Origin of the sequence: Undibacterium sp. 5I1, from assembly GCF_034314085.1 — a bacterium.
GTDB lineage: Bacteria > Pseudomonadota > Gammaproteobacteria > Burkholderiales > Burkholderiaceae_D > Undibacterium.
Window position 1 is genome coordinate 4,379,801 of sequence record NZ_JAVIWI010000001.1, and the last position, 21,284, is coordinate 4,401,084.

The window sequence follows — 21,284 nt, forward strand, 5'->3', positions numbered from 1 at the left end:
AAACTATTTTATCGAACAGTGTTTATTCGAATGCAATCCCAAAAGTAAAAAATCGACTTAGCATCAACCTCCCCACTTGACTACCGCGTGCCGTATGCGCTTTACTGCGACATCGCATTGCTACCAATGCAGATTCTGATTTCATTCAATTGGGAAGCATCTATGGAAATGTTCGCACGTGCAGAGCCAACCAGAGTTTTAATGATTGATGATGATATTGAGTTATCGCAAATGACCAGCGAGCTGCTATTGCGCGAAGGGATACAAACGCATTGCGCAGCGACGGCCGCACTCGGTATGGCGGCGCTGGCGACTTATCAACCGGATGTCTTGCTGTTAGATCTGATGTTACCTGATGCGAATGGCTTAGACGTATGCCGTCGCTTGCGCGAGTCGGGGAATGATTTGCCTATTCTGATGCTGACTGCCAGAGGCGATCCGATTGATCGTGTCTTGGGATTAGAGCTGGGTGCCGATGATTATCTGGCTAAACCATTTGAGCCGCGGGAACTGGTCGCCCGCGTACGTGCGCTTGCACGTCGGGTCAGGGTCTTCACCAAGCGTACCCAATTGCAGTTTGATGGCCTGACTTTGGATTTAATGGCAAGGCGGGCAATTTACACTGATCCGGCTGAACGCGAGCCGCAAATTTTACAACTGACGTCGAATGAATTTAAGCTATTAGTCGCCTTGGCCAGCCAACCTGGCGTTACCGTGTCACGCGATGCTTTGTCTGCGGCGGTACAGCCTGGCAGCTACATGCCGCTGGACAGAGCGGTTGATGTACAAGTCGCTAGACTACGTAAAAAGTTACGTAGCGCACTCAATGGACGTGAGTGGATAGAGACCGTCAGAGGCGAAGGTTATGTATTTACAGGCAGCGCGAGATGAGCGAGAAAATCAACAGGTCGCCCTCAGACCAAAACTCTATGAATGAGGCTGTGGAGCCACCCATTAGTCAGTCGACAATTCAGCCTGTAAATCTGGCGCAGACAATCAGTCCAAGCAAGAGCTTTGCCGGCAGATTTTATAAATTATTCAGTAAATGGTTTTACTCAAGGTTTGATTCTTTGTTTGACTCACTATTCGCGCGGATTTTTTTACTCCAAGTCACTGTGGGCATTTTGTTGACGGTCATATTTGTTGTCCTGCTATTTAATGAGCAAGCCAATATTTTTGCTCATTCAACAGCCCCGTTATGGGCGCAGGCGCTCAAGCCGGTACAACAAAATTTACGCGACGGTCAACCAGCAAGGCTGCCAAATACTAAAACCGTCACGGCAGACATTAGTTTAATCCCCGGCCCGCCGCCATTTTCTGCCAGCCCAATGCCGCTAGTGCCGCGCTACCGTGCTCTGATTTCTGAGCTAAATGCTCAAGGCATTCCTGTGATCAGTCTGGCGGTTAGCGGTGAGACAGGAAACACTACCACATGGTTAGAATTGCAAACCAGTGCTCAGCCGGTTTGGGTCGGCGTACAAAGCGAGCTAGAGGGGCCCGACATCCGCCGGCGTGGTTTGATTGGATTCCTCATTGTTATCCTAGTGTTTATTGTGGCCTCTGCCTGGTTAAGCCGGCGTATTGCCAGACCCTTATTAGATTTACAGCGCAGCGTTAAGGCCTTTGCTGCTAAAAGTAATCAACCCCATGCGACTTCCTATATTCGGTCAGCAGATATAGAAAAAGCAGCAAAAGCAGCAAACACAGGGCCAGCAGAAGTGCGTCAGTTAGCCGCCCAATTTGCAGAATTTGCAGCACAAAGAGCAGAGCAAGATACCGCAAGAGATTTGATGTTAGCTGCGATCTCGCATGATTTACGCTCGCCGCTTGCCCGCATTCGTATGGCTGCCGAGCTGCTACCCGAGACTTCAGAAGTCAACAATAAACGCGACAGCATTGTGCGCAATGTTCAGATTGCCGATAAGTTGGTTGGTTCTTTTTTAGACCTTGCTCGTGCCGAGGCCGAACCGATGGAAGAACGGGTCGATTTATGCGCACTAACACAGCGTCTGCTGAGTGCCGGTGACTACGATCACGTCAGCTTAAGCGTCGAATCCAGCGCTGCGTTATGGATAGCGCCAGCCAGTAGTATCGCAATCGAGAGAATGCTCGCTAACTTATTAGATAACGCCACTAAATATGGTCAAGCGCCTGTCCTGGTGCGTTTATATTTGCAAGAAACCAAGGAGCAGAAATTTGCCTTATTGGCAGTGCGCGACCACGGCACAGGTATTGCTGCCGATCAGAGAGATTTGTTACGCAAGCCTTTTTCTCGCGGTGCGCAAGACCGGGGCTTGCCAGGAACCGGTTTGGGCTTAGCGATAGTAGAACGCACCATGCAAAGACACGGCGGCAAGATGTTATTGCAAGATGCTGCACCAGGTTTGCAAGTGCTACTGTTTTTCCCTCTGGCGTAAGGATTGACTACCCATCCTAAATACAATCTCCTTGCCAATTTTGAGCAATGCCATGCAATGCTGCTAATATATGCGGCTTTCTGCATTTATCATTTGAGCTGAACTCAAGCTGAATATTGAGCCGAATACAATTACTTACCTTATAGAGGAAATCTAAAGATGTTCATCAAGTCCCGTGTTGATACCCGTATTTTGTTAGCTAGTGCTGCTTCTTTACTAATCCTGACTGCTTGTAATTCACAAGATGCATCCAAGGCTGCTGCTCCATCCAAAGCGGCTGCTACCGTCAATGGCACGCCAATTAGCCAAAGCATTGTCGATTTAATGGTCAAGCAACGTGCAGCCCAAGGCCAGCCCGACACGCCAGAATCACGCAAAGAGATCATTGATCATTTGGCGTTGCAATATCTGGTAGCGCAAGAAGCCGTTAAAAAGGGTTTGGATAAAACACCAGAAGTGATCGATCAGACTCAGTTGACCAAAGAATCGATTTTGGCTAATGCGTATGTTCAAGATTATTTGAAGACTAATGTCATCAGCGATGACATGCTCAAAGCAGAATACGAAAAAATCAAAGTCAAACTTGGTGGTAACGAATATAAAGCGCGCCATATTTTGGTAGCGACAGAAGCCGAAGCGAAAGACATTATCGCTAAGCTACAAAAAGACCCGAGCCAATTTGAAGCACTGGCGAAGCAAAAAACGCTGGACGCAGGTTCCAAAGCTAGCGGTGGTGATTTAGGCTGGTTTGACCCGGCACGCATGGTGCCAGAATTTGGCGCAGCGGTAGCTAAATTAGAAAAAGGCAAATTCACGCTAGAGCCAGTTAAATCACAATTCGGCTACCACGTTATTTTGTTAGAAGACTCTCGCGCAAAAGTCGTTCCGGCATTAGACGAAGTTAAAGAAGGATTGAAGCAACAAGCCCAGCAAGAAAGCTTGAAAAAATTGATCGACGATATCCGCACAAAAGCTAAAATCGAAATGGTGAATGCGCCAGTGACAGCAACTCCGGCAAGTACACCGGCAGCTTCAACTCCAGCCGCTACAGTACCAGCTGCTGATGCTGTAAAGAAGTAATTCTCGATATTCAGGGAATAAAAAAGGAGCCTCGGCTCCTTTTTTATTCCCTGAAATAATCCGTATTACCAGCCTGTCCAATCCGTCAAACCTTGTTTTTGATACAGCGCTTTCCAGCTTGGACGTGTACACATTAAGTCAGCAAATTTATTCAGTGCAGGCCAGTCGAGTGCGGTACGTGGCATATTACGTGACCATCGTATCAGCATAATCAATAGGTCTTACGCAAAACCGCCCCAACTGCGTTGCAGGGACAATTTTACGTAAGTAATAAAAGTAATAGGACTTACGCAAAAAACAAAACCCCTCACCACAGAGGCACAGAGACACAGAGGAACAACAAAGAAAGAGAAAGGCAGGATTTCGCTGTTCTCCTGATTTTCTCTGTGGCTCTGTGTCTCTGTGGTGAGAGGTCTTGATGTTTTATATTAAGCCATCTGGTTTCATGGGAATGCCAGCGAGTAGCTTTCCGTTTTTGCGTAAGTCCTAAGTAAAAAGTTTGATGCATTCAATGACTATACGCTCAGCCTTGCTCCTGCAAAATATCAATCAGCTGATGCAATCCTTCAGTGAGCACTTTGACTGAGCCTTGCATATCCCAATCATCATCGCCAATCTGTGCAATGTTAGAGATTGCCCGCAGCTCTAAAAACTTTTGTTGCTCTTGTAGGCAGACATGGAAAAAAGCTGCACCTTCCATATTTTCTATATCAATATTTTGCACATCAACAAAGGGCGCTAATGCCGCATTCAGTGACATACTTTTTGCCAGCCGGAAAGGTGAATTAAGCGGCAGATGTGGACAAGCCAAAGTATGGCGTCGCTCAAACTCCATCTCAATGGGTAAATGTGCCATGTGTACAAAACCAGTCTTAGTGAAGAATCCCAAATCACCTTCGACCTCTGTTTCTACTAATACCACATCATATTTTTTGAATGGCGCATGTGGATAAACCCCAGCGATCCCCGCGAGGATGATCAACTCCGGCTGATATTGCTGAATTGCCTTCATCGTCGCAAGCGCGGTCGCAGTCAGGCCTACGCCAGAAATCATCGTGGATACATCATCACGTTGAAACTGGCTTGCTTCTGTTTGGGTAGGGAAGAGGATAGTGATGTTCATGTTTAAATATCCAATGAGATGTCGGCTATAACGACTTTAAGGCTTATGAAAAATTATGCGGGTTTGTCGGCATTAAGGAATAGGTTCTCTAGATACTGAGGTTGCCTCGATATTTCGTCTTCCATCAGGTGGATATTATGCAGCGTGTTCTTTCTGATTTTGTGCATTCCTCCAGCGATCAAGGTATTTAATTGGCGACTGATAGTTCAGTGTTGAATGCTGGCGGGTTCGATTATAAAAGACTTCTATATAGTCGAAGCTGGCAGCCTTCATTTTGGCATGAGTCGCATACCGTACGCCATGATAGCGCTCGTTCTTGAAACTATTAAACCAGCTTTCAGTAGGCGCGTTGTCCCAGCAATTACCTTTACGGCTCATCGAACAGATCATGCCAAATTCCTTGAGCTTTCCCTGAAATGCATGGCTGGCGTGCTGGCTACCGCGATCTGAATGATGCATGACACCAGCGTCTGGTCGGCGGCGAAACCACGCCATCGTCAACGCATCTGTCACGATGTCAGTTGTCATGCGTGGCTTGAGCGACCACCCGATCACTTCCCGATTGAACAGTAAAGGGTGCGTCATACGCACCAATGATGGAAAAACTATCGGCTTAGAAAGAAACGCTACCATCTGAAGCCGTGCGCAGGGCGCACACCGCTATGGGGTATGCACGCTACGCTTGCTGCCTGTCATTCTTGCATGTCCTTAGCAGGAATCCAGTGTCGCCGGTCAATCAACGAACGCCTCTGGACTCCTGCCTTCGCAGGAGCGACGTAGCAAAAAGTTCGGTGAATGAACATCATTAACTGCCAGATCGATCATCGAAGCGAACGGCTGTTGGCTATTCTTGCTTCGCCATCTGAATGAATATACTCCCACTATGTATGTTTTAATTGTCTATATAATAATTGGGCAATAAGGCATATTTTTTTATCTCTACGGGGGAGTATGTGATATTGCCTTGCATGAAGCTTTGCTATTTTCGGGGTGCGGATCCAGGTTTATATGCTCTGATTACCTGATGCTTATTGGCGGTACGCAGCCTAGGTTCTGACAAACCATACCCATCGGATCTCCAGCGAAGGGTGCGTCATACGCACCACTGATGGAAAAACGATGGGCTTAGAGAGGGACGCTAGCATCTGAAGCGGCGCGCATGGCGCCCCCTACGGGAGTGTGCACGCTACGCTTGCTGTTTTAAACTTAACCAATCATTTATTTTTCTTATTCTTCGCTGAATAAATTCCAAACTTCTCGGTCTTAAAAATTCTTTAGATTTTTCTGTGTCATCTACCCAAAGTTTAAACAGTTCCATAGCCTCCTGATGTCGCATCTCTTCAGACAGCAAAATAATTCCTGTCTCAAAAAAGCTATAGTGCTGCGGTCCATCTGATTTCACCCAGGAATTTTTTCGATATTTTTTTATATCAAAGTATACAGCCACTACATCGTTTGAATTTTTTATGCGCTCAGTAAAAGGTAGACCAAATTGCTCCCAGTCCCTTACCCATTGATTAAATTCCAAATTAGCAGAACTATTATTGGAATGAGAGGTCCAGCAGGGGTTACCTCCAGGCACACAATTCCATTTAAGGTGGCTTAATGTGACTTGGAACAAAGCAGATTTCGGAAATGAAAAAGCGCTCTCAACGAACCTTTTATCGACTTCCCATAAATCAAGTAGTAATTCAATTTCTCCAATTTTTTTGGAGCAGATTTGAATGGAAATGTCAAAATTAAAAATTCCGGCTGGGTCTTGAAAAACACCAGAGATAGCAAAAACAAAAAAAAGTTCAAATCAATCTGTTTCACAAAATTCAAGGCCGCAGGATCCCTCCACGAAACTGGTCCCGAATAACCGTTCATATTCAAATAAGAAAATATTTCTTCTAACGTCGATGGTTGAGGTGTGCCCCATACTTTCACAAATCCTCGAGAATTTTGAAATTTTAATTTTTTTGAAGTCATATATACAATCTTTAATGCACGTCGTCAGAGTGTGTTGCTAACTCAATCGTTATCGTTGCCATTAAACCAGTCGCAATTTTAGCAACCCGAAAAATTGTGGCAGCTCCGTCTGTCCCAAGAACTCTAGTTAATTGACCAGCCGCTTTATTAGCAATATTAGCTTCTAAAGAAATTGCGATTCGTTGAATAAAAGTAGTTTGTTCAATTAAATTGACCCTAGCCTCCAACCCAAGCCTACCAGCCCTATCACTGGACACGATAGCAATTGTCCCTTCATCTTTGGCAATTTCAAAAATCATTTTTTGTGCCGCCGATAGTTTTGCCCCTAGTCCATCTTTTACCTCAGTAATAATTAACAAGCCATCCTTCATGGCAACACTGTCTGCAATCATAATCCTTGAGGTGCCGTCTGCGGAAGTGACGAGTAGCTTTACTCCTTGCTCAACCTTAAAACCGAGATATCTTAAAGCTCGTGCACTTGCCCGTTCCATTTGCTTCCAATGGGCAACCTCATTCATCAAATAACTAAAGATAGCGGTTTGCGCACCGTTAGCAAATTTACCACCACCAAACACTGATGCAGTACCTCGAACAATGGCACTGACCAGTGTTCCAGTAACTCTATCACCTGAATCAGTAACACTCTTCATAAAATCGGTACTGGCGATCGCTTTGGTGAACGCTGCACTCAGAGCCCTAGGTCCACACTTCCCACCGCTTGCAACACTAGTCACGCATCCAACAACACTATGCAGCGCCACCCCCTCAGCCACTGTCCATTGTGTGCCGCTGCCCCCTGTAAAAAAATTACCTCCGCCGATAACATTCCCCGCCCCATAGAACATACCCGCAGTGAATCCTCCTTGTAACGCACCTTTCAAGTTCCCGCTGGAGATGGCTCCGCTAAAAAAGCCAGTTTGTGCAGCTTCCGCAAAAGTTTGCGGCACCCCAGAGGCAATCGTGAAAGCGATCGCTGTGATTTGTCTGGCGGTTCTGGCATCAATAATGCCGGCCTTCTCTGCGCCCCATATCGCAATCAAAGCAACAAAGAACATGTCGTCAATACCAAATAACTGTCCTGTTGGGTCGGTACAAGTCATCGGATTGTTATAGCAATACCCATAACGATTGAAGTTTTGTAAATTCGACGGGTCTTGAATAAACGGATCACCCTGCATGAAGCGTCCCAAGAGCGGATCATAGATACGGCCGTTCATCTGGATGACGCCCATATCATCCAGATGCTCGTGACCGGTGTAGCCGCGATCTGTGCCGTTGTTGGTGTTGGTGGTCCAGTCGATGATGAGTTGACCATTGGCGTCGTAATTGCCACTGGCTGTGCGACGCTTGCCAAACCGGTCGTAGGAGTAGCGTGCGGTCACGGCACCCGTGTGGTCGGTGGTGGCGATCAGGCTGCCCAGATGGTCTTTGTGCCAGTATTCGACTTTGACGAGGGTGATGCTGCTTAAGACCGTGGGGCACCCGAGACTCCAATCAATACGGAGACACAGAGACACTGAGAAAATCAGGAGTGCTGCGAAAACCTGCCTTTCTTTTTCTTTGCTGTTTCGCGATAGCTCTGTGTTGAGAGGTCGTGGCGTTTGCGAAAGTCCTAAAAATAAAAAATGCCCTTGCAATATCACAAGGGCATTTTTTATTGAGCAAACAGTTGATGTATTTCTTGAGTTACGCTAACTCCCTTTCAACTTCTTTTTAACCCAAGTTCACAGGTACAAATATCTTCGCGTCGCCTCGTTGTATCAGCAAAGCCAACTGCTTATTTTCTTTGGCGACCAGTGACTGAAGTTGCGTTACTGATTTTACGTTGGCACCGTTGACAGCAATAATCACATCACCAGCCTCGATCCCTGCGCGGGCGGCGGCACCGCCTACTTGCTCTACCACTAAACCAGATGGCAATCCTGCTTGCCGAATTTCATCGGATGTTAATGGGCGAACCGCAACACCTAGCCTGCCTTTATTTTGGTTTCTTGGGGATACATCCTCGTTCATGGCGACATCTTTTGCGGTATCCAGCGTGGCTAATAGTTCAATCGCCTTGCCAGCGCGCCAGACTTGCAGCGTCGCTTTATCGCCGGGTTTGCCAATGCCAACCAGTGCCGGTAAATCACCGGATCGCTTAATGATCTGATCGTTATATTTAAGGATCACATCACCAGGCTCTAGTCCGGCTCTGGCCGCTGCACTATCGGGTGCGATATTGGCGACCAGGGCACCATCGGGTTGTTTTAATTTAAAAGATTCAGCCAGAGTTTGGTTCAGCTCTTGTATCGTTACCCCTAATCTGGCGTGGACTACTTTGCCGCTCTTGACGATCTGGTTGCTGACGTTTAAAGCAACCTCAATCGGGATCGCAAATGAAACGCCTTGATAGCCGCCAGTCTGGCTGTAAATTTGTGAATTGATGCCAACCACATTGCCACTGGCATCAAACAAGGGACCGCCCGAATTGCCGGGATTAACTGCGACGTCGGTCTGGATAAATGGTACATAACCGTCGCCAGGTAATGAGCGACTTTTTGCGCTGACGATGCCAGCAGTCGCGCTTTGCTCAAAGCCGAAAGGGGAGCCGATGGCTAGAACATAGTCGCCAACGCCAAGTTGTTTGGTATCGCCAAGACTGACTACTGGCAAATTATTAGCGTCGATTTTTAGTACTGCGATATCGGTCGCTTTATCGCTGCCTAATACTTTGGCTTTGTATTCCCGACGGTCACTTAATTTGACCGTGACTTCATCAGCGTCATTTACGACATGCGCATTGGTTAGAATTAAACCGTCTTTGCTCAAAATAAATCCTGAACCTTGTCCGCGCACAGGCACATTATGTGGCTGCATACGACCTTGACCATTAAAACCTGGCATGCCCTGCATACCGGGCAAACCCCGGAAGAACTGAGAGAACGGATCACCCGATGCACCGTCCGAATCTTCCATACTGGTTTTATGCATCGCTTCGGTATTGATACCCACAACGGCAGAGCCATAACGCTCAACAATGGAACGATAATTGGGCGCAGTGATGGGAACGATAGGCGCTGTGGCGCTTGTGCCTGACGGCGTATTTTGCGGTGTACTTGCTGGAGATGAGGGTATCGCCGAACCGGCGATAGTGCCCGGAGTGTCTGCTTGGGCAGTATCCGTTTTTTTATGAAACCAGTCAGATGCATTCCAGTTGAATGCGTTGGCGGTGCCGACAGATAAGACGCCAGCGGCGACTAATGCGATGGTAATTTCTTTAGCTTTCATGTTTGCTCCTATTCAGCAGGTCTGTACAAATCAGTGCAAGGAAATTGCCCTAAAAATGTGGGGACATCTGCAGAATAAAAGAACAAACTTAAATTAGACTTAAGAGAGAATTGCATGTTCGCATCGAATAACCTCTGGTAATTCCCCCCCCATAACTGTCATACTTGCTGGTGCTTCATACATTTATCGTTGGTAAGTCACAGCGGTTCATTGATAAATTTTCTCAACAAGGGCGAATATAGCCAAAGCTATTGGAGATTGCTTAATGCAACAGTTTGATCAGTATGCAGATGCATACAACCTAGTCCGCGCAAAGATCGCCTACCCCGAGGCGCTGTATCGGGATTTGGTGAGCCGGTGTGGAGGTGTTGACGCTGCGTTGGATATTGGGTGTGGAAATGGAGTTTCGACTATCAGGCTCGCACCGTATTTCAATTATGTTGAAGGAGCTGACATTGGCGCAAACTTGATTGAGAAGGCCAAATTTAACTATCCTGCAATTCGCTTTAGCGTATCCCCAGCAGAGGAATATTCCTCTCAAAAGAAGTTTGACCTGATTACCAGCGCAACCTCGTTTTACTGGATGGATCGGGATATTGTCTTGCAAAGAATCAAGTCACTTCTAAAAAATAAAGGAGTGTTCTGCGCGTATAAATATGATTTTCCAGTTGCATATGGTCCGCTTCGTGATCTGATAGAAAAGGAGCTCGTCACGAAATGGAGCCAATACCGTGACGTCCGGCTGACCAGTTACGATGACACCCTAGAACGAATTGATTCGTCAGGAGGATTTGCTTCAGCCGAACGACATATATTTTCAAACATCATAGAACTGACACCATTGGAGGTCGGGTTATTCTTTTTGTCTACAAGTTATGTGACACGATATATCGATAAACAAGGCGGGAGCGCGTACGCTGAGGAATTCTTGGCGAAGATCCAAAATACAGAGACTAACGAAACTGTCAAAATTAATTTTGACATCCACACTTTTATCGCTAGCAGTCAATGAACATTAAGTATTAGGGATTAACCGAGATTTTCCATTAGGCGCACCGAAGGTGCTATTTGAGTGCTGACGGCGCATTTCCGGTCATTTTTGACGCTCTTCGTTGCTCATGGCTTGCCATGAGCGCCTTATTTGCAACAAACTCGCATCAAAACTGCCTCGAAAAGTGCATCCGTCATCAACTCAAATCCTAACGGAAAATCTCGGTTTAAGCCAAAAAATAGCTGTGTCTGTCTTGCTGGACCAAACTGTTGAAAAGAGTGTCGGGGAAATTACCGCAAAGCTTTTCCCAACACCAAGTAACCATCGGTGCAGCTTGAACTAATTTGAACTAGCTTGAAAAATAACACTTACTTTCAGACCACCTAAAGCTGAACTAGTTAGCGTAATCTGGGCGCCGTGTTGGTCCACAATATTCTTCACAATCGATAATCCCAAGCCGCTCCCCGTTTGTTGGCTTGGGTGATTGTTTAAGCGATAAAACCGGCTGAATACCCGCTCACGATCAGATGGTGCGATCCCGGGGCCGGAATCTTCTACCAATAATTCAACTTGCGATCCGTGATCAATCACGCTGGTGTGTACTTGCCCGCCGTTCGGCGTGTAGCGGATGGCGTTGTCGATCAGGTTGCGGATCAGGATGCTTAAACGTGCGGCGTCAACAGGGATCAGCAATTGTTCTGGTGCAGCTAACTCAAGCTGTAATTCCCGCGATTGCGCAATTGGGAAAAGATCGGCAATTGTCTGCCGCGTCAGCTCTGCGATATTGGTCGATGGCGCGTAGGCTTGCAATTGGATTTGCGTGTCCGCCGGATCGGTTTGTGCTGCAATCAATAGTTGTTCTATTAAGTGACTAGAGCGATCTACCCCTTGGTTGAGTTGGTCCAAGGCTTGCTTTTTTGCGGCATCATCCGGCGCATTGCCCAATAATTGTAATTGCAGTTTGAGTGCCGTCAGTGGCGAGCGCAGCTCATGTGCTGCATCCGCTACAAACGCGCGCTGGCTAGAGAACGCTTGCTGCAACCTCGCCAGTAGTGAGTTGAGGGCCGTGATCAGCGGTACCACTTCGCTCGGTAAATCGGTCTCCGCTACTTGCTCCAGACTACGGGCATCGCGTTGTTCTACCTCGTTGGCGACTCGCTGCAAGGGTAATAAAGAATTGCCTACGGTCCACCAGATTAATAGCGCCATCAGCGGCACAAATGCCAGTAGCGGCGTCAGGCTGCGCAGTGCTGCTGTTGCGGCGAGGTCGGTGCGCAGATCTAGCGGTTGTGCGACTTGAATAATCCTGTCTCTGGTAGCAACGCTAAATACCCGCCAGCGTTTTGGATAGGTGTTCAAACTTATATTGAGCTGCACATCCACGTCGGTCAAGCCCAATGTTGCGCGATCAAATAAAGGTGCGCCCGGTACCGATAAATACAGCATGCTGCCATTGCTATTCCAGATCTGTATCACGACATCTAACGCGTCCCCTTGCTGGTAATACGACGGGTCGGCAACAACGCCCTGGTCGCGCAATGACAAGGCAATCTGACGCAACTGGTAATCCAGCAAATCTTCATTTTCTTTTAGTGTGTGCCGATAAGTGATCAAACCTATTAGCAATGCTGTGAGTATGGCTGCAGCGATCAAAAAGACCGATAATTTTGCGCGTATTGAAGTAATTTTCATCGAGAAACTGTGCGTTGTTGTTACGTCGTAGGAGTTGATGTTGTAGTTGATGTCGGCTTAGGAATAAAGTAACCAACCCCACGTACATTCTGAATAAAGCTGGTGCCGAGTTTGCGCCGTACCGAATGGATATACACTTCGACCGTATTACTTTCAACCTCCTCACCCCAGCCGTACATGCGTTCCTCTAACTGTGCGCGCGACAAAATCGCACCGGGTCGCAGCAACAAAGCCTCGATCATTGCGTATTCACGGGCTGACAAAGATACCGTCACATCATGGCGTTTGACCTCGTGCGTCGCAGGATTAATTATCACATCGCCGATCTGGATCGCAGGCTCAGTTTGCCCAGAGCTGCGCCGCAGGGCAGAGCGCAGACGCGCTGCCAGTTCTTCAATCGCAAACGGCTTGATCACATAATCATCAGCGCCCGCATCCAATCCCTTAATCCTATCCTCTAATCCGTCGCGGGCAGTGATGATGATGACCGGTATACTCACCTTGCGAAGACGCAAGCTACGCACAACTTCAATCCCGTCTTTGCCTGGCAAGCCTAAATCCAGCAACACCAGATCAAAATGCTCAGTCTGTAAAACAGAATCCGCCAAGCCACCGTCCCGCACCCAATCAACGACATACTCAAGCTGACGCAAAGAGGTTCTGATCGCCTCGCCTATCATCTGATCATCTTCTACCAATAAAATCCGCATTTATTTCGCTCCGCTGACGGGGTAATAACATTGATTTTAATATACTCCCTATTATTTTAAATAAATATGGCTTGTTGTCCATATAATATCTGGACTGCTTATATATACATGGTAGTAGTATATTGTCGCCAGGGCTTTCGCAAAACCGCCCAAAACCGCGTTGCAGCGCCTGTCCGTCCTAAAACTGTCGTCGTGGTTGCGCCTTGCAGGACAATTTTGCGTAAGTCACACAAAAATATTTACCTAACTTTACTAATTATTCAAAACACTCATCAAGTATTCAGGTAATATCTTTATCTGACTTTAAAGTCAGTAATGTTAATGCCAAACTATTTGCGTATTCGGGAGTGTGGAAATTGAAAAAAACAAGGATCTGCAAGCAAGTTTCTCTGCAATCATTGGCTCGTGGCGCTGGCGGAACCATCGCTCTCAGCCTACTCATCAGCGGATGCGCAGTTGGCCCCAACTTTACTGCGCCAGCAGCACCAGTCAAATCAGAGAATTATTCTTATACGCCATCGCCCACAGCGAGCCAGACCGAGGCATCGGCAGGTAATGCAGGGACGTCACAAACCTTGGTGAGCGGGCAGGATATTCCAGCAGCCTGGTGGCAAGTATTCCGCTCTGAAGCACTAGACAAATTAATCCGCGACGCTTTAACAAAGAGTCCAACGCTGGCATCTGCCCAGGCGGCATTGCGACAAGCACAAGAGAACTACAACGCCCAGTATGGATCAAGCCAATTTCCTACTGTGACTGGTAGCCTCAATGGTGAACGCGAACATGCCTCGGCGGTATCTACAGGCATTCCGGGCGGCACCATCTTCAATTTATACAATGCCTCCGTTAATGTCTCTTACACAGTGGATGTATTTGGTGCAAATAAGCGCGGACTGGAAGGCCTGCAAGCGGGTATTGATTATCAGCGTTATGAGGTCGAGGCAGCGTATCTGACACTGACATCCAATCTGGTTACCACCGCGATACGCGAAGCGTCTTATCGGGCGCAATTGCAAGCGACGCAAGAGATACTCGATGCGCAGTCCAGGCAGCTGGAAGTGATTGAGCAGCAATTTAAAGTCGGTGCGATTGCCAAATCCTCGTTTTTATCTCAGCGCAATTTGGTTGCTCAGACCCGTGCGAGTTTGCCCGGCCTGCAAAAATCCTTAGAGCAAACGCGTAATCAACTGGCAGTGTATGCGGGGCGCTTACCTAGTGATCCGGGCTTGCCTGAATTTAATCTGGACGCACTGCAATTGCCGCAAGAGTTACCGGTATCTATCCCCTCCGCATTGGTGCGCCAACGTCCAGATATTCGCGCGGCTGAAAGCTTATTACATCAAGCCAGCGCCCAAATCGGTGTTGCAACGGCCAATCAGTATCCACAATTTTCTCTCACTGGTAGTTATGGTTTTGCATCGACTAAAACCAATAATCTGTTCAGCGAAAATATGAGTTTCTGGAGCCTGGCTGGCGGTTTGACGGCACCGATTTTTAATGCCGGCTCCCTCTCAGCTAAGCGTCGTGCAGCAGTGGCATCCTACGACCAGGCGGCAGCGCAATATCGTTCTACGGTGTTATCGGCTTTCCAAAATGTGGCGGATAGTTTGCGCGCTTTAGAGTTCGATGCGCAAACTTTAAAGCAGCAAGCAGATGTTGAATCCATCGCCAAAGAAACCTTGGACTTGACGACCAAACAGTACAAATTGGGTAGTGTTAGCTCTCTGACCTTGCTCGATGCCAAGCGCACTTATCAAACAGCGCGTGTCAGTCTGATTCAGGCGCAGGCAAACCGGTATGCGGATACGGCGGCTTTATTTCAGTCTATGGGTGGTGGGTGGTGGAACCGTCCGGCGTTGATGGATATTTCCAGCGCTACCGGTTCCGCTATTACCGACAATAAAGCGGCAAGCGCAGAATAAATCTTGTGGTTCTCGAATTTTAATGAGATGTATTGAAGTGATATGAATTGAGTCACGCTTCTTAATCGTATTCGTGACCGGATTAGTATATTAAAGGGGAAGTATTCATGACAAAGCGTATGTTTATCATGCTCGGCTGCGTGGTGTTGTTGATCGTTGGCCTGGCGTTCGGCAAGTATCTACAAATTAAACAATTAATCGCCAGTGCGCCCAAGCCTGGCGCACAAACCGTTAGCACGATAAAAGCAGAAACCTTAGAGTGGCAGCCGCAGATTTCTTCCGTCGGCACAGTCACAGCTTATCGTGGCGTCGACATCAGCTCCGAAATCGCTGGTCTGGTACGCGACGTAAAATTTAAGTCCGGTCAAAATGTAAAGCATAACGACATCTTGATACAGCTCAACGCGGATTCTGACATCGCACAACTGCGCTCTTTGGAGGCATCAGCAGAATTATCTGCTACTGTCCTCAAGCGCGATCAGGCGCAATTGGCGGCAGAGGGTGTTAGTCAGGCACAAGTTGATTCTGATATGGCCGACTTAAAAAGCAAACGCGCTTTGGTCGCCCAACAAGCCGCCAACGTCGAGAAAAAAACTATTCGCGCACCATTCGCAGGTCGCTTGGGGATCAGCACTGTAAATCCGGGTCAGTTCGTTAATCCGGGTGACAAGTTAGTCAGCTTGCAGACGATTGATCCTATTTTTGTGGACTTCTTTGTGCCGCAAAAACAAATCGCTTCGCTGAAAGTTGGGCAAAGTCTTAAGCTCTTGAGTGATGCTTTTCCAGGTCAGGATTTCCAGGGACAAATCTCTTCCATCAATCCAAAAATCGATGTAGCAACCCGTAATGTTCAGGTAGAAGCAACCTTGAACAATCAAAAACAATTGCTCTTGCCGGGTATGTTCGGCAATGTGGCAATTGATGTCGGCGACAAAAATAAATTTATCACGTTGCCGCAAACAGCGATTACCTACAATCCTTACGGCTCCACTGTATTTGTAATTAAAGACAGCGACAAAAAAGATGAAAAAGGTGAGGTCGCTAAAGTCGCCCAACAAGTATTCGTGACCACTGGCGCTACTCGTGGTGATCAGGTTGCCGTATTAAAAGGGATAGAAGTCGGACAAATGGTCGTCACCAGCGGACAGCTTAAATTGAAGAATGGTACGCCAGTGCTGATCGATAATTCTGTCCAGCCGAAAAATAGTCCCAATCCAACTCCGCAAGAACACTAAAAGGAGTCAAGATGAAATTTACCGACATTTTTATCAAGCGTCCGGTACTCGCCATCGTCGTGAGTTTGCTGATTGTGGTACTCGGTATGCGGTCTTTGTTTAGCTTACCCGTCAACCAATATCCGCATACTCAAAATGCGGTGGTCACTATCTCGACGACTTACTTTGGTGCTGACGCGCAGACCATCGCTGGCTTTATCACGCAGCCATTAGAGTCTGCTATTGCGCAGGCGCAGGGGATTGATTATTTATCTTCCTCCAGCTCCAGTGGCGTATCAACAATTACCGCAACCTTGCGTCTTAACTACGATGCGAACCGGGCTTTGACTGAAATCAGCACCCAGGTTAATTCGGTTAAAAACCAGTTACCTGCACAAGCGCAGCAACCAGTTTTGACTGTACAAACCGGTCAGACCACGGATGCGATGTATATGGGCTTTTATAGCGACACTTTGCCAACTAATAACGTGACTGATTTTTTGATCCGCGTTGTTAAGCCAAAGTTAGATTCGATTGAAGGCGTACAAACCGCCGAGCTGTTAGGTGCCCGCCAATTTGCTCTGCGTGCTTGGCTGGACGCACAAAAAATGGCGGCATTTAGCGTTACCGCAGCTGATGTCAGTACTGCCTTAGCCTCCAATAATTATCTGACCGCATTGGGCGCCTCCAAAGGCCAAATGGTGACAGTGCCTTTAACCGCGGGTACGGATTTACACTCGGTTGAGGAATTTAAGAAGCTGGCAATCAAGCAAAATAACGGCGCAATTGTCCGTTTGGAGGATGTTGCTACCGTCACTCTGGGGTCAGAAAATTATGACTTTAACGTGGCGTTTAGTGGCGTTCGTTCGGTGTTTATCGGTATTAAAGTAGCGCCGGAAGCGAACATCCTTGATGTCGCAAAACGCGTTCGCACGGCTTTCCCGGGAATTCAATCGCAATTACCATCTGGTCTTACCGGGCAGATCGTGTATGACTCCACCGAGTTCATTAACACCTCGATCGAAGAAGTCGTCAAAACGTTGTTAGAAGCGCTGTTAATTGTGACGGTGGTGATCTACTTGTTCCTCGGTAGTTTCCGCGCGGTGATGGTGCCTGTGATTGCGATGCCGCTGTCACTTATTGGTACTTTCTTCGTGATGCTGATGTTTGGCTACTCCATCAATTTACTGACCTTACTCGCGCTGGTGCTAGCGATTGGTCTGGTAGTGGATGATGCGATTATCGTGGTCGAAAACGTCGATAGACACATGAAAGAAGGCAAGTCCATCATGGACTCTTCCTTGCTTGCGGCACGTGAATTGGCCTCGCCGATTTTGGCAATGACCGTCGTGCTGATTGCAGTGTATGTCCCTATCGGTTTCCAGGGTGGTTTAACCGGTGCTTTGTTTACTGAGTTTGCTTTTACTCTGGCTGGCGCGGTTGCCATGTCTGGTATCGTCGCCTTGACCTTATCACCGATGATGTGCTCCCGCTTCTTTAAGATGGAGCAAACTAATGGCCGTTTCGCAAAATACATTGACCATACCTTTGAAAAAGTTCGCGGCAGATATTTACGTATTTTGCATAGCTTGTTAAATACCTGGCCTGTGCTGATTGTGATGAGCGTGATTCTGATTTTATGCTTGGGACTGATGTTTAAGATGTCGCAGTCTGAACTGGCGCCAGAAGAAGATCAGGGCATCGTCTTATCACAAGTCGTCGGTGCGCCAACAGCGACATCCGACCAGATGCAAACTTACGCCGATCAGGTATTTAAAGTGGCGCATGACATGCCGGAATACAAGCAGATGTTCCAGATCACCGGCGTGCCAACGACCAATGCTGGTATTGGCGGCGTCTTGCTGAAAGACTGGAGCGAACGTGGCCGCAGTGCCAAGCAAATTCAGCAAGACTTGCAAGCAAAGTGGAACAAGATTGCCGGTGCCAGAATCGCAGCCTTCCAGTTCCCTGCATTGCCTGGTTCATCCGGTTTGCCGATCCAGTTTTTGATCACGACGACCGAGCCTTTTGAAAACTTAAATTCAGTTACTCAACAAGTGATGGACAAAGCTCGTACCTCCGGTAAGTTTTACTTTATGGACGTGGATTTAAAACTGGATAAACCGCAAGCCACTCTGGAAGTTGACCGCGACAAAATTACTGCGCTAGGAATGACGCAGCAAGATGTGGGTCAGGCTTTGGGCGCGGCCTTAGGTGGTGGTTATGTAAATTACTTCTCCATCGCTGGTCGCTCCTACAAAGTGATACCGCAAGTGCAGCAGGTGGACCGTTTAAATCCAGAGAATTTGCTCGATTTTTATATCCGCACACCAACCGGTAGCATGATACCGGCAAGTACCGTGGCTCACATCACCACCAGCGTGGTACCAGAGGCGATTAACCGGTTTCAGCAGTTGAACTCGGCAACTATTTCTGGCGTAGCAGGCGTATCGCAAGATGAGGCATTGACTTATCTGAGTGGCTTGGTCAAAGAGATTGCGCCTGTTGGCTACACCGTAGATTACGCTGGACAGTCGCGTCAGTTCAAGAGCGAATCAGGCGGCTTTCTGGTGACGATGGCGTTTGCGGTGATTATCGTTTTCCTCGCATTAGCGGCGCAGTTTGAAAGCTTCCGCGATCCGATCGTGATTTTGGTCTCGGTACCATTGGCTTTATTTGGCGCGATGATTTTCATCTTCTGGGGCTTCTCTTCGGTCAATATTTATACTCAGGTTGGTTTGGTGACCTTGATGGGGCTGATTAGTAAGCACGGTATCTTGATCGTTGAATTTGCGAATCAGTTACGTAAAAAAGGCTTGAGTAAACGTGACGCGATTGAAGAAGCTGCTGGCGAACGTCTGCGCCCGATTCTGATGACTACCGCAGCGATGGTGTTCGGCGTATTACCTCTGGTGATCGCGTCCGGCGCAGGCGCAGCAGGTCGTCATGCGATGGGTCTGGTGATTTTTACCGGACTCTCCATCGGCACACTGTTCACCTTGTTTGTGGTGCCTGCAATGTATCTTGCGATCTCAGGAAAACATGTTGCTGAGACGCCTGCCGAGCCAGTGGATGCTAGCCACCGCGACGACAATACAGTGCCAAAATTGGTGTAATTAATGGGTTTGCTCTGCTAGTTTTATCTGATATTTGTGCAGTTAATTATGTAGTTAATTTTGCAGTTAATTGTCTAGTTAAGCAGATGTCAAAAAGAACGAAGCAAAAAGCCAATTAATAGTGAAAGCAATAGTGACACGAAGAACGGAAGTAAAGCAAAACCCACCTTTTAATCAAGGTGGGTTTTTTATTACATCGCTTAGATTTCTCTAAGCTGATTAGGATTTTTTTTTGTGATTAACAACAATTAATCAAATTAAATTAAAGCGGATGCTCAATTGAAAATCGGTTTACAAACATGGGGCAGTGAAGGCGATGTCCAGCCATTTATCGCATTGGCGGCAGGCTTAGTACAGGCTGGGCATGTTGTGACTTTGCTCGTGACTGATAATGAGGGGCGGGATTACAGCAAGTATTCTGAGCAGTTCGGATTTACGTTGATTAATGTACTTGGCACCGAGGAAATGTCGCCAGAAGTGATGGAGCAACTTTGGCGAAAAATGATTGGTACGCGTAATCTGATCACGCAAACCGAGATGATCCTGAGTTTTGGATTTGATCCGGTGATGGAGCAGATGTTTGCTGCGGCAAAAGAGCTGTGCGCCAATAATGATCTGGTGGTGGGACATTTTTTCTTGCATCCCTTACGAGCCGCTGCGGAGAAATCTGCAACGCCGATTGTGACGATCAATCTTGTCCATAGTTTGCAGCCATCGGCGTTTTTGTGCCCGGGAGGATTCCCTGACTTTGGGTCTTGGAGTTATCCCTTCGCATGGAAAATAGTGCGCGTTATTCTGAATCATATTTTTTTGCCGCGAGTGAATGCGCTCAGGCACAGAGAAAACCTGATTCCCAATACCGATGTCATCCAGCAGAGCTGGGTATCTGAGCGATTGAATCTGATTGCGGTCAGCCCCAGCATCTTTCATGTGCCACCTGACTGGAAGGGCACACACAGCGTCTGCGGCTTTCTTAACTTACCAAAAGGTTTACCGCAAGCTGCGTCACCGGCCGGGCTGGAAGAATTTATTGCTGCTGGAAACCCACCTGTTTATTTCTGCTTTGGCAGTATGATGATTCATCATTTGAATTACATCCAGCAGACCGTAGCGCTTTGGAATGAGGCGGTTAAGCGTGTCGGTTGCCGCGCTATATTCCAACTGCCTTGGGACGATTTGTCGGTGTTTGATTGCAGCACAAACGTCTTCAAGTTACAGCGTTCTACTCATCAAATTATCTTCCCGCGCTGCGCTTTGATCGTCCATCACGGCGGCTCTGGAACCACGCAGGCTAGCCTGCGCGCAGGGCGACCATCGGTGGTAGTTGCTCATATCGCTGATCAATTTTTTTGGGGCGCAGAGCTACAACGACTTGGTGTCGCCGGACCAAAACTGACCCGTAAGCGACTTTCTGCAAAGCGTCTAGCAGCCGCTATCGCTAAGGTATTGGCATCGCCAGACATGGCAAACCGCGCAGCAACAATTGCTCAGGCAATGGCGCAGGAGAATGGTGTGGACGTGGCCGTTAAATTGCTGGAGGCTTGTATCAGTCGGCCATCTTCTACAAGCGGTTTGGTCACTGAATCTTAGACGAGTAATTTAAGGCGAATGAATATACTCCTTATCTGTATATGTAGGTTGTCCATACAATTATTGGTCAACAGGGCATATTTATAAATATTTATGGGGAGTATATGTTTATGTCCTTAGATATTTGTAATCGTCCAACACGATTTATATCGCTATATCTTTGCTCAAAAGAATCATTGAACGCGTAT

Annotated in this window: 14 protein-coding genes and 1 pseudogene; 8 read left to right on the forward strand and 7 right to left on the reverse strand. The window is 47.5% G+C overall.

Annotated elements, in window-relative coordinates:
- The first annotated feature begins 162 nt into the window (after positions 1 to 162).
- From RGU72_RS19150 to RGU72_RS19160, 3 genes are all read left to right on the forward strand, one after another.
- Positions 163 to 891 (forward strand): response regulator transcription factor, encoded by a 729-nt coding sequence (locus tag RGU72_RS19150; RefSeq protein ID WP_322121261.1) that lies wholly within the window; start codon positions 163 to 165, stop codon positions 889 to 891.
- Positions 888 to 2,417: an ATP-binding protein gene (locus tag RGU72_RS19155; protein ID WP_322121262.1), complete on the forward strand. Its 1,530-nt coding sequence runs from the start codon at positions 888 to 890 to the stop codon at positions 2,415 to 2,417. The genes RGU72_RS19150 and RGU72_RS19155 overlap by 4 nt, the downstream gene beginning before the upstream one ends.
- Positions 2,418 to 2,576: 159 nt before the next feature.
- Positions 2,577 to 3,497, forward strand: a complete 921-nt coding sequence (locus RGU72_RS19160; RefSeq protein ID WP_322121263.1) for a peptidylprolyl isomerase — start codon at positions 2,577 to 2,579, stop codon at positions 3,495 to 3,497.
- A 523-nt stretch (positions 3,498 to 4,020) separates the two neighbouring features.
- Here RGU72_RS19160 and RGU72_RS19165 read toward each other — a convergent pair.
- The 5 genes and pseudogenes from RGU72_RS19165 to RGU72_RS19185 all read right to left on the reverse strand — a co-directional run bounded on the left by RGU72_RS19165 (position 4,021) and on the right by RGU72_RS19185 (position 9,861).
- The gene (locus RGU72_RS19165) at positions 4,021 to 4,620 is read right to left on the reverse strand and encodes a hypothetical protein (RefSeq protein WP_322121264.1); all 600 of its coding nucleotides are present in this window, start codon (positions 4,618 to 4,620) and stop codon (positions 4,021 to 4,023) included.
- Positions 4,621 to 4,755: 135 nt separating this feature from the next.
- Positions 4,756 to 5,190 (reverse strand): annotated as a pseudogene (locus tag RGU72_RS19170) (IS3 family transposase); the annotation flags it as partial.
- Positions 5,191 to 5,806: 616 nt separating this feature from the next.
- Complete coding sequence (locus tag RGU72_RS19175) at positions 5,807 to 6,241, reverse strand: hypothetical protein (RefSeq protein WP_322121265.1); 435 nt, start codon at positions 6,239 to 6,241, stop codon at positions 5,807 to 5,809.
- Between the two features lie 361 nt (positions 6,242 to 6,602).
- Positions 6,603 to 8,108: an RHS repeat-associated core domain-containing protein gene (locus tag RGU72_RS19180; RefSeq protein WP_322121266.1), complete on the reverse strand. Its 1,506-nt coding sequence runs from the start codon at positions 8,106 to 8,108 to the stop codon at positions 6,603 to 6,605.
- Positions 8,109 to 8,304: 196 nt separating this feature from the next.
- Positions 8,305 to 9,861 carry a Do family serine endopeptidase gene (locus RGU72_RS19185; protein ID WP_322121267.1) on the reverse strand — a complete coding sequence of 519 codons (1,557 nt, stop codon included), beginning with the start codon at positions 9,859 to 9,861 and terminating at the stop codon, positions 8,305 to 8,307.
- 265 nt (positions 9,862 to 10,126) lie between these two features.
- Between RGU72_RS19185 and RGU72_RS19190 the strand changes: the two genes are divergently transcribed.
- The gene (locus tag RGU72_RS19190) at positions 10,127 to 10,873 is read left to right on the forward strand and encodes a class I SAM-dependent methyltransferase (RefSeq protein WP_322121268.1); all 747 of its coding nucleotides are present in this window, start codon (positions 10,127 to 10,129) and stop codon (positions 10,871 to 10,873) included.
- 318 nt (positions 10,874 to 11,191) lie between these two features.
- On the opposite strand, the gene RGU72_RS19195 is transcribed toward RGU72_RS19190, so the two are convergent.
- A complete protein-coding gene (locus RGU72_RS19195; RefSeq protein WP_322121269.1) occupies positions 11,192 to 12,544 on the reverse strand; it encodes an ATP-binding protein in 1,353 nt (450 codons plus the stop codon).
- Positions 12,545 to 12,564: 20 nt separating this feature from the next.
- Positions 12,565 to 13,254, reverse strand: a complete 690-nt coding sequence (locus tag RGU72_RS19200) for a response regulator transcription factor (RefSeq protein WP_322121270.1) — start codon at positions 13,252 to 13,254, stop codon at positions 12,565 to 12,567.
- 356 nt (positions 13,255 to 13,610) lie between these two features.
- Here RGU72_RS19200 and RGU72_RS19205 point away from each other — a divergent pair, with 356 nt between their 5' ends.
- The 4 genes from RGU72_RS19205 (at position 13,611) to RGU72_RS19220 (ending at position 21,096) form a co-directional block, all read left to right on the forward strand.
- Entirely contained in the window at positions 13,611 to 15,176 is a 1,566-nt protein-coding gene (locus RGU72_RS19205) for an efflux transporter outer membrane subunit (protein WP_322121271.1), read from the forward strand.
- 107 nt (positions 15,177 to 15,283) lie between these two features.
- The gene (locus RGU72_RS19210; RefSeq protein WP_322121272.1) at positions 15,284 to 16,411 is read left to right on the forward strand and encodes an efflux RND transporter periplasmic adaptor subunit; all 1,128 of its coding nucleotides are present in this window, start codon (positions 15,284 to 15,286) and stop codon (positions 16,409 to 16,411) included.
- A gap of 11 nt (positions 16,412 to 16,422) precedes the next feature.
- Positions 16,423 to 19,506, forward strand: a complete 3,084-nt coding sequence (locus RGU72_RS19215; RefSeq protein WP_322121273.1) for an efflux RND transporter permease subunit — start codon at positions 16,423 to 16,425, stop codon at positions 19,504 to 19,506.
- Between the two features lie 279 nt (positions 19,507 to 19,785).
- On the forward strand, positions 19,786 to 21,096 hold the full coding sequence (locus tag RGU72_RS19220; RefSeq protein WP_322121274.1) for a glycosyltransferase: 1,311 nt from the start codon (positions 19,786 to 19,788) through the stop codon (positions 21,094 to 21,096).
- Positions 21,097 to 21,284 lie beyond the last annotated feature (188 nt).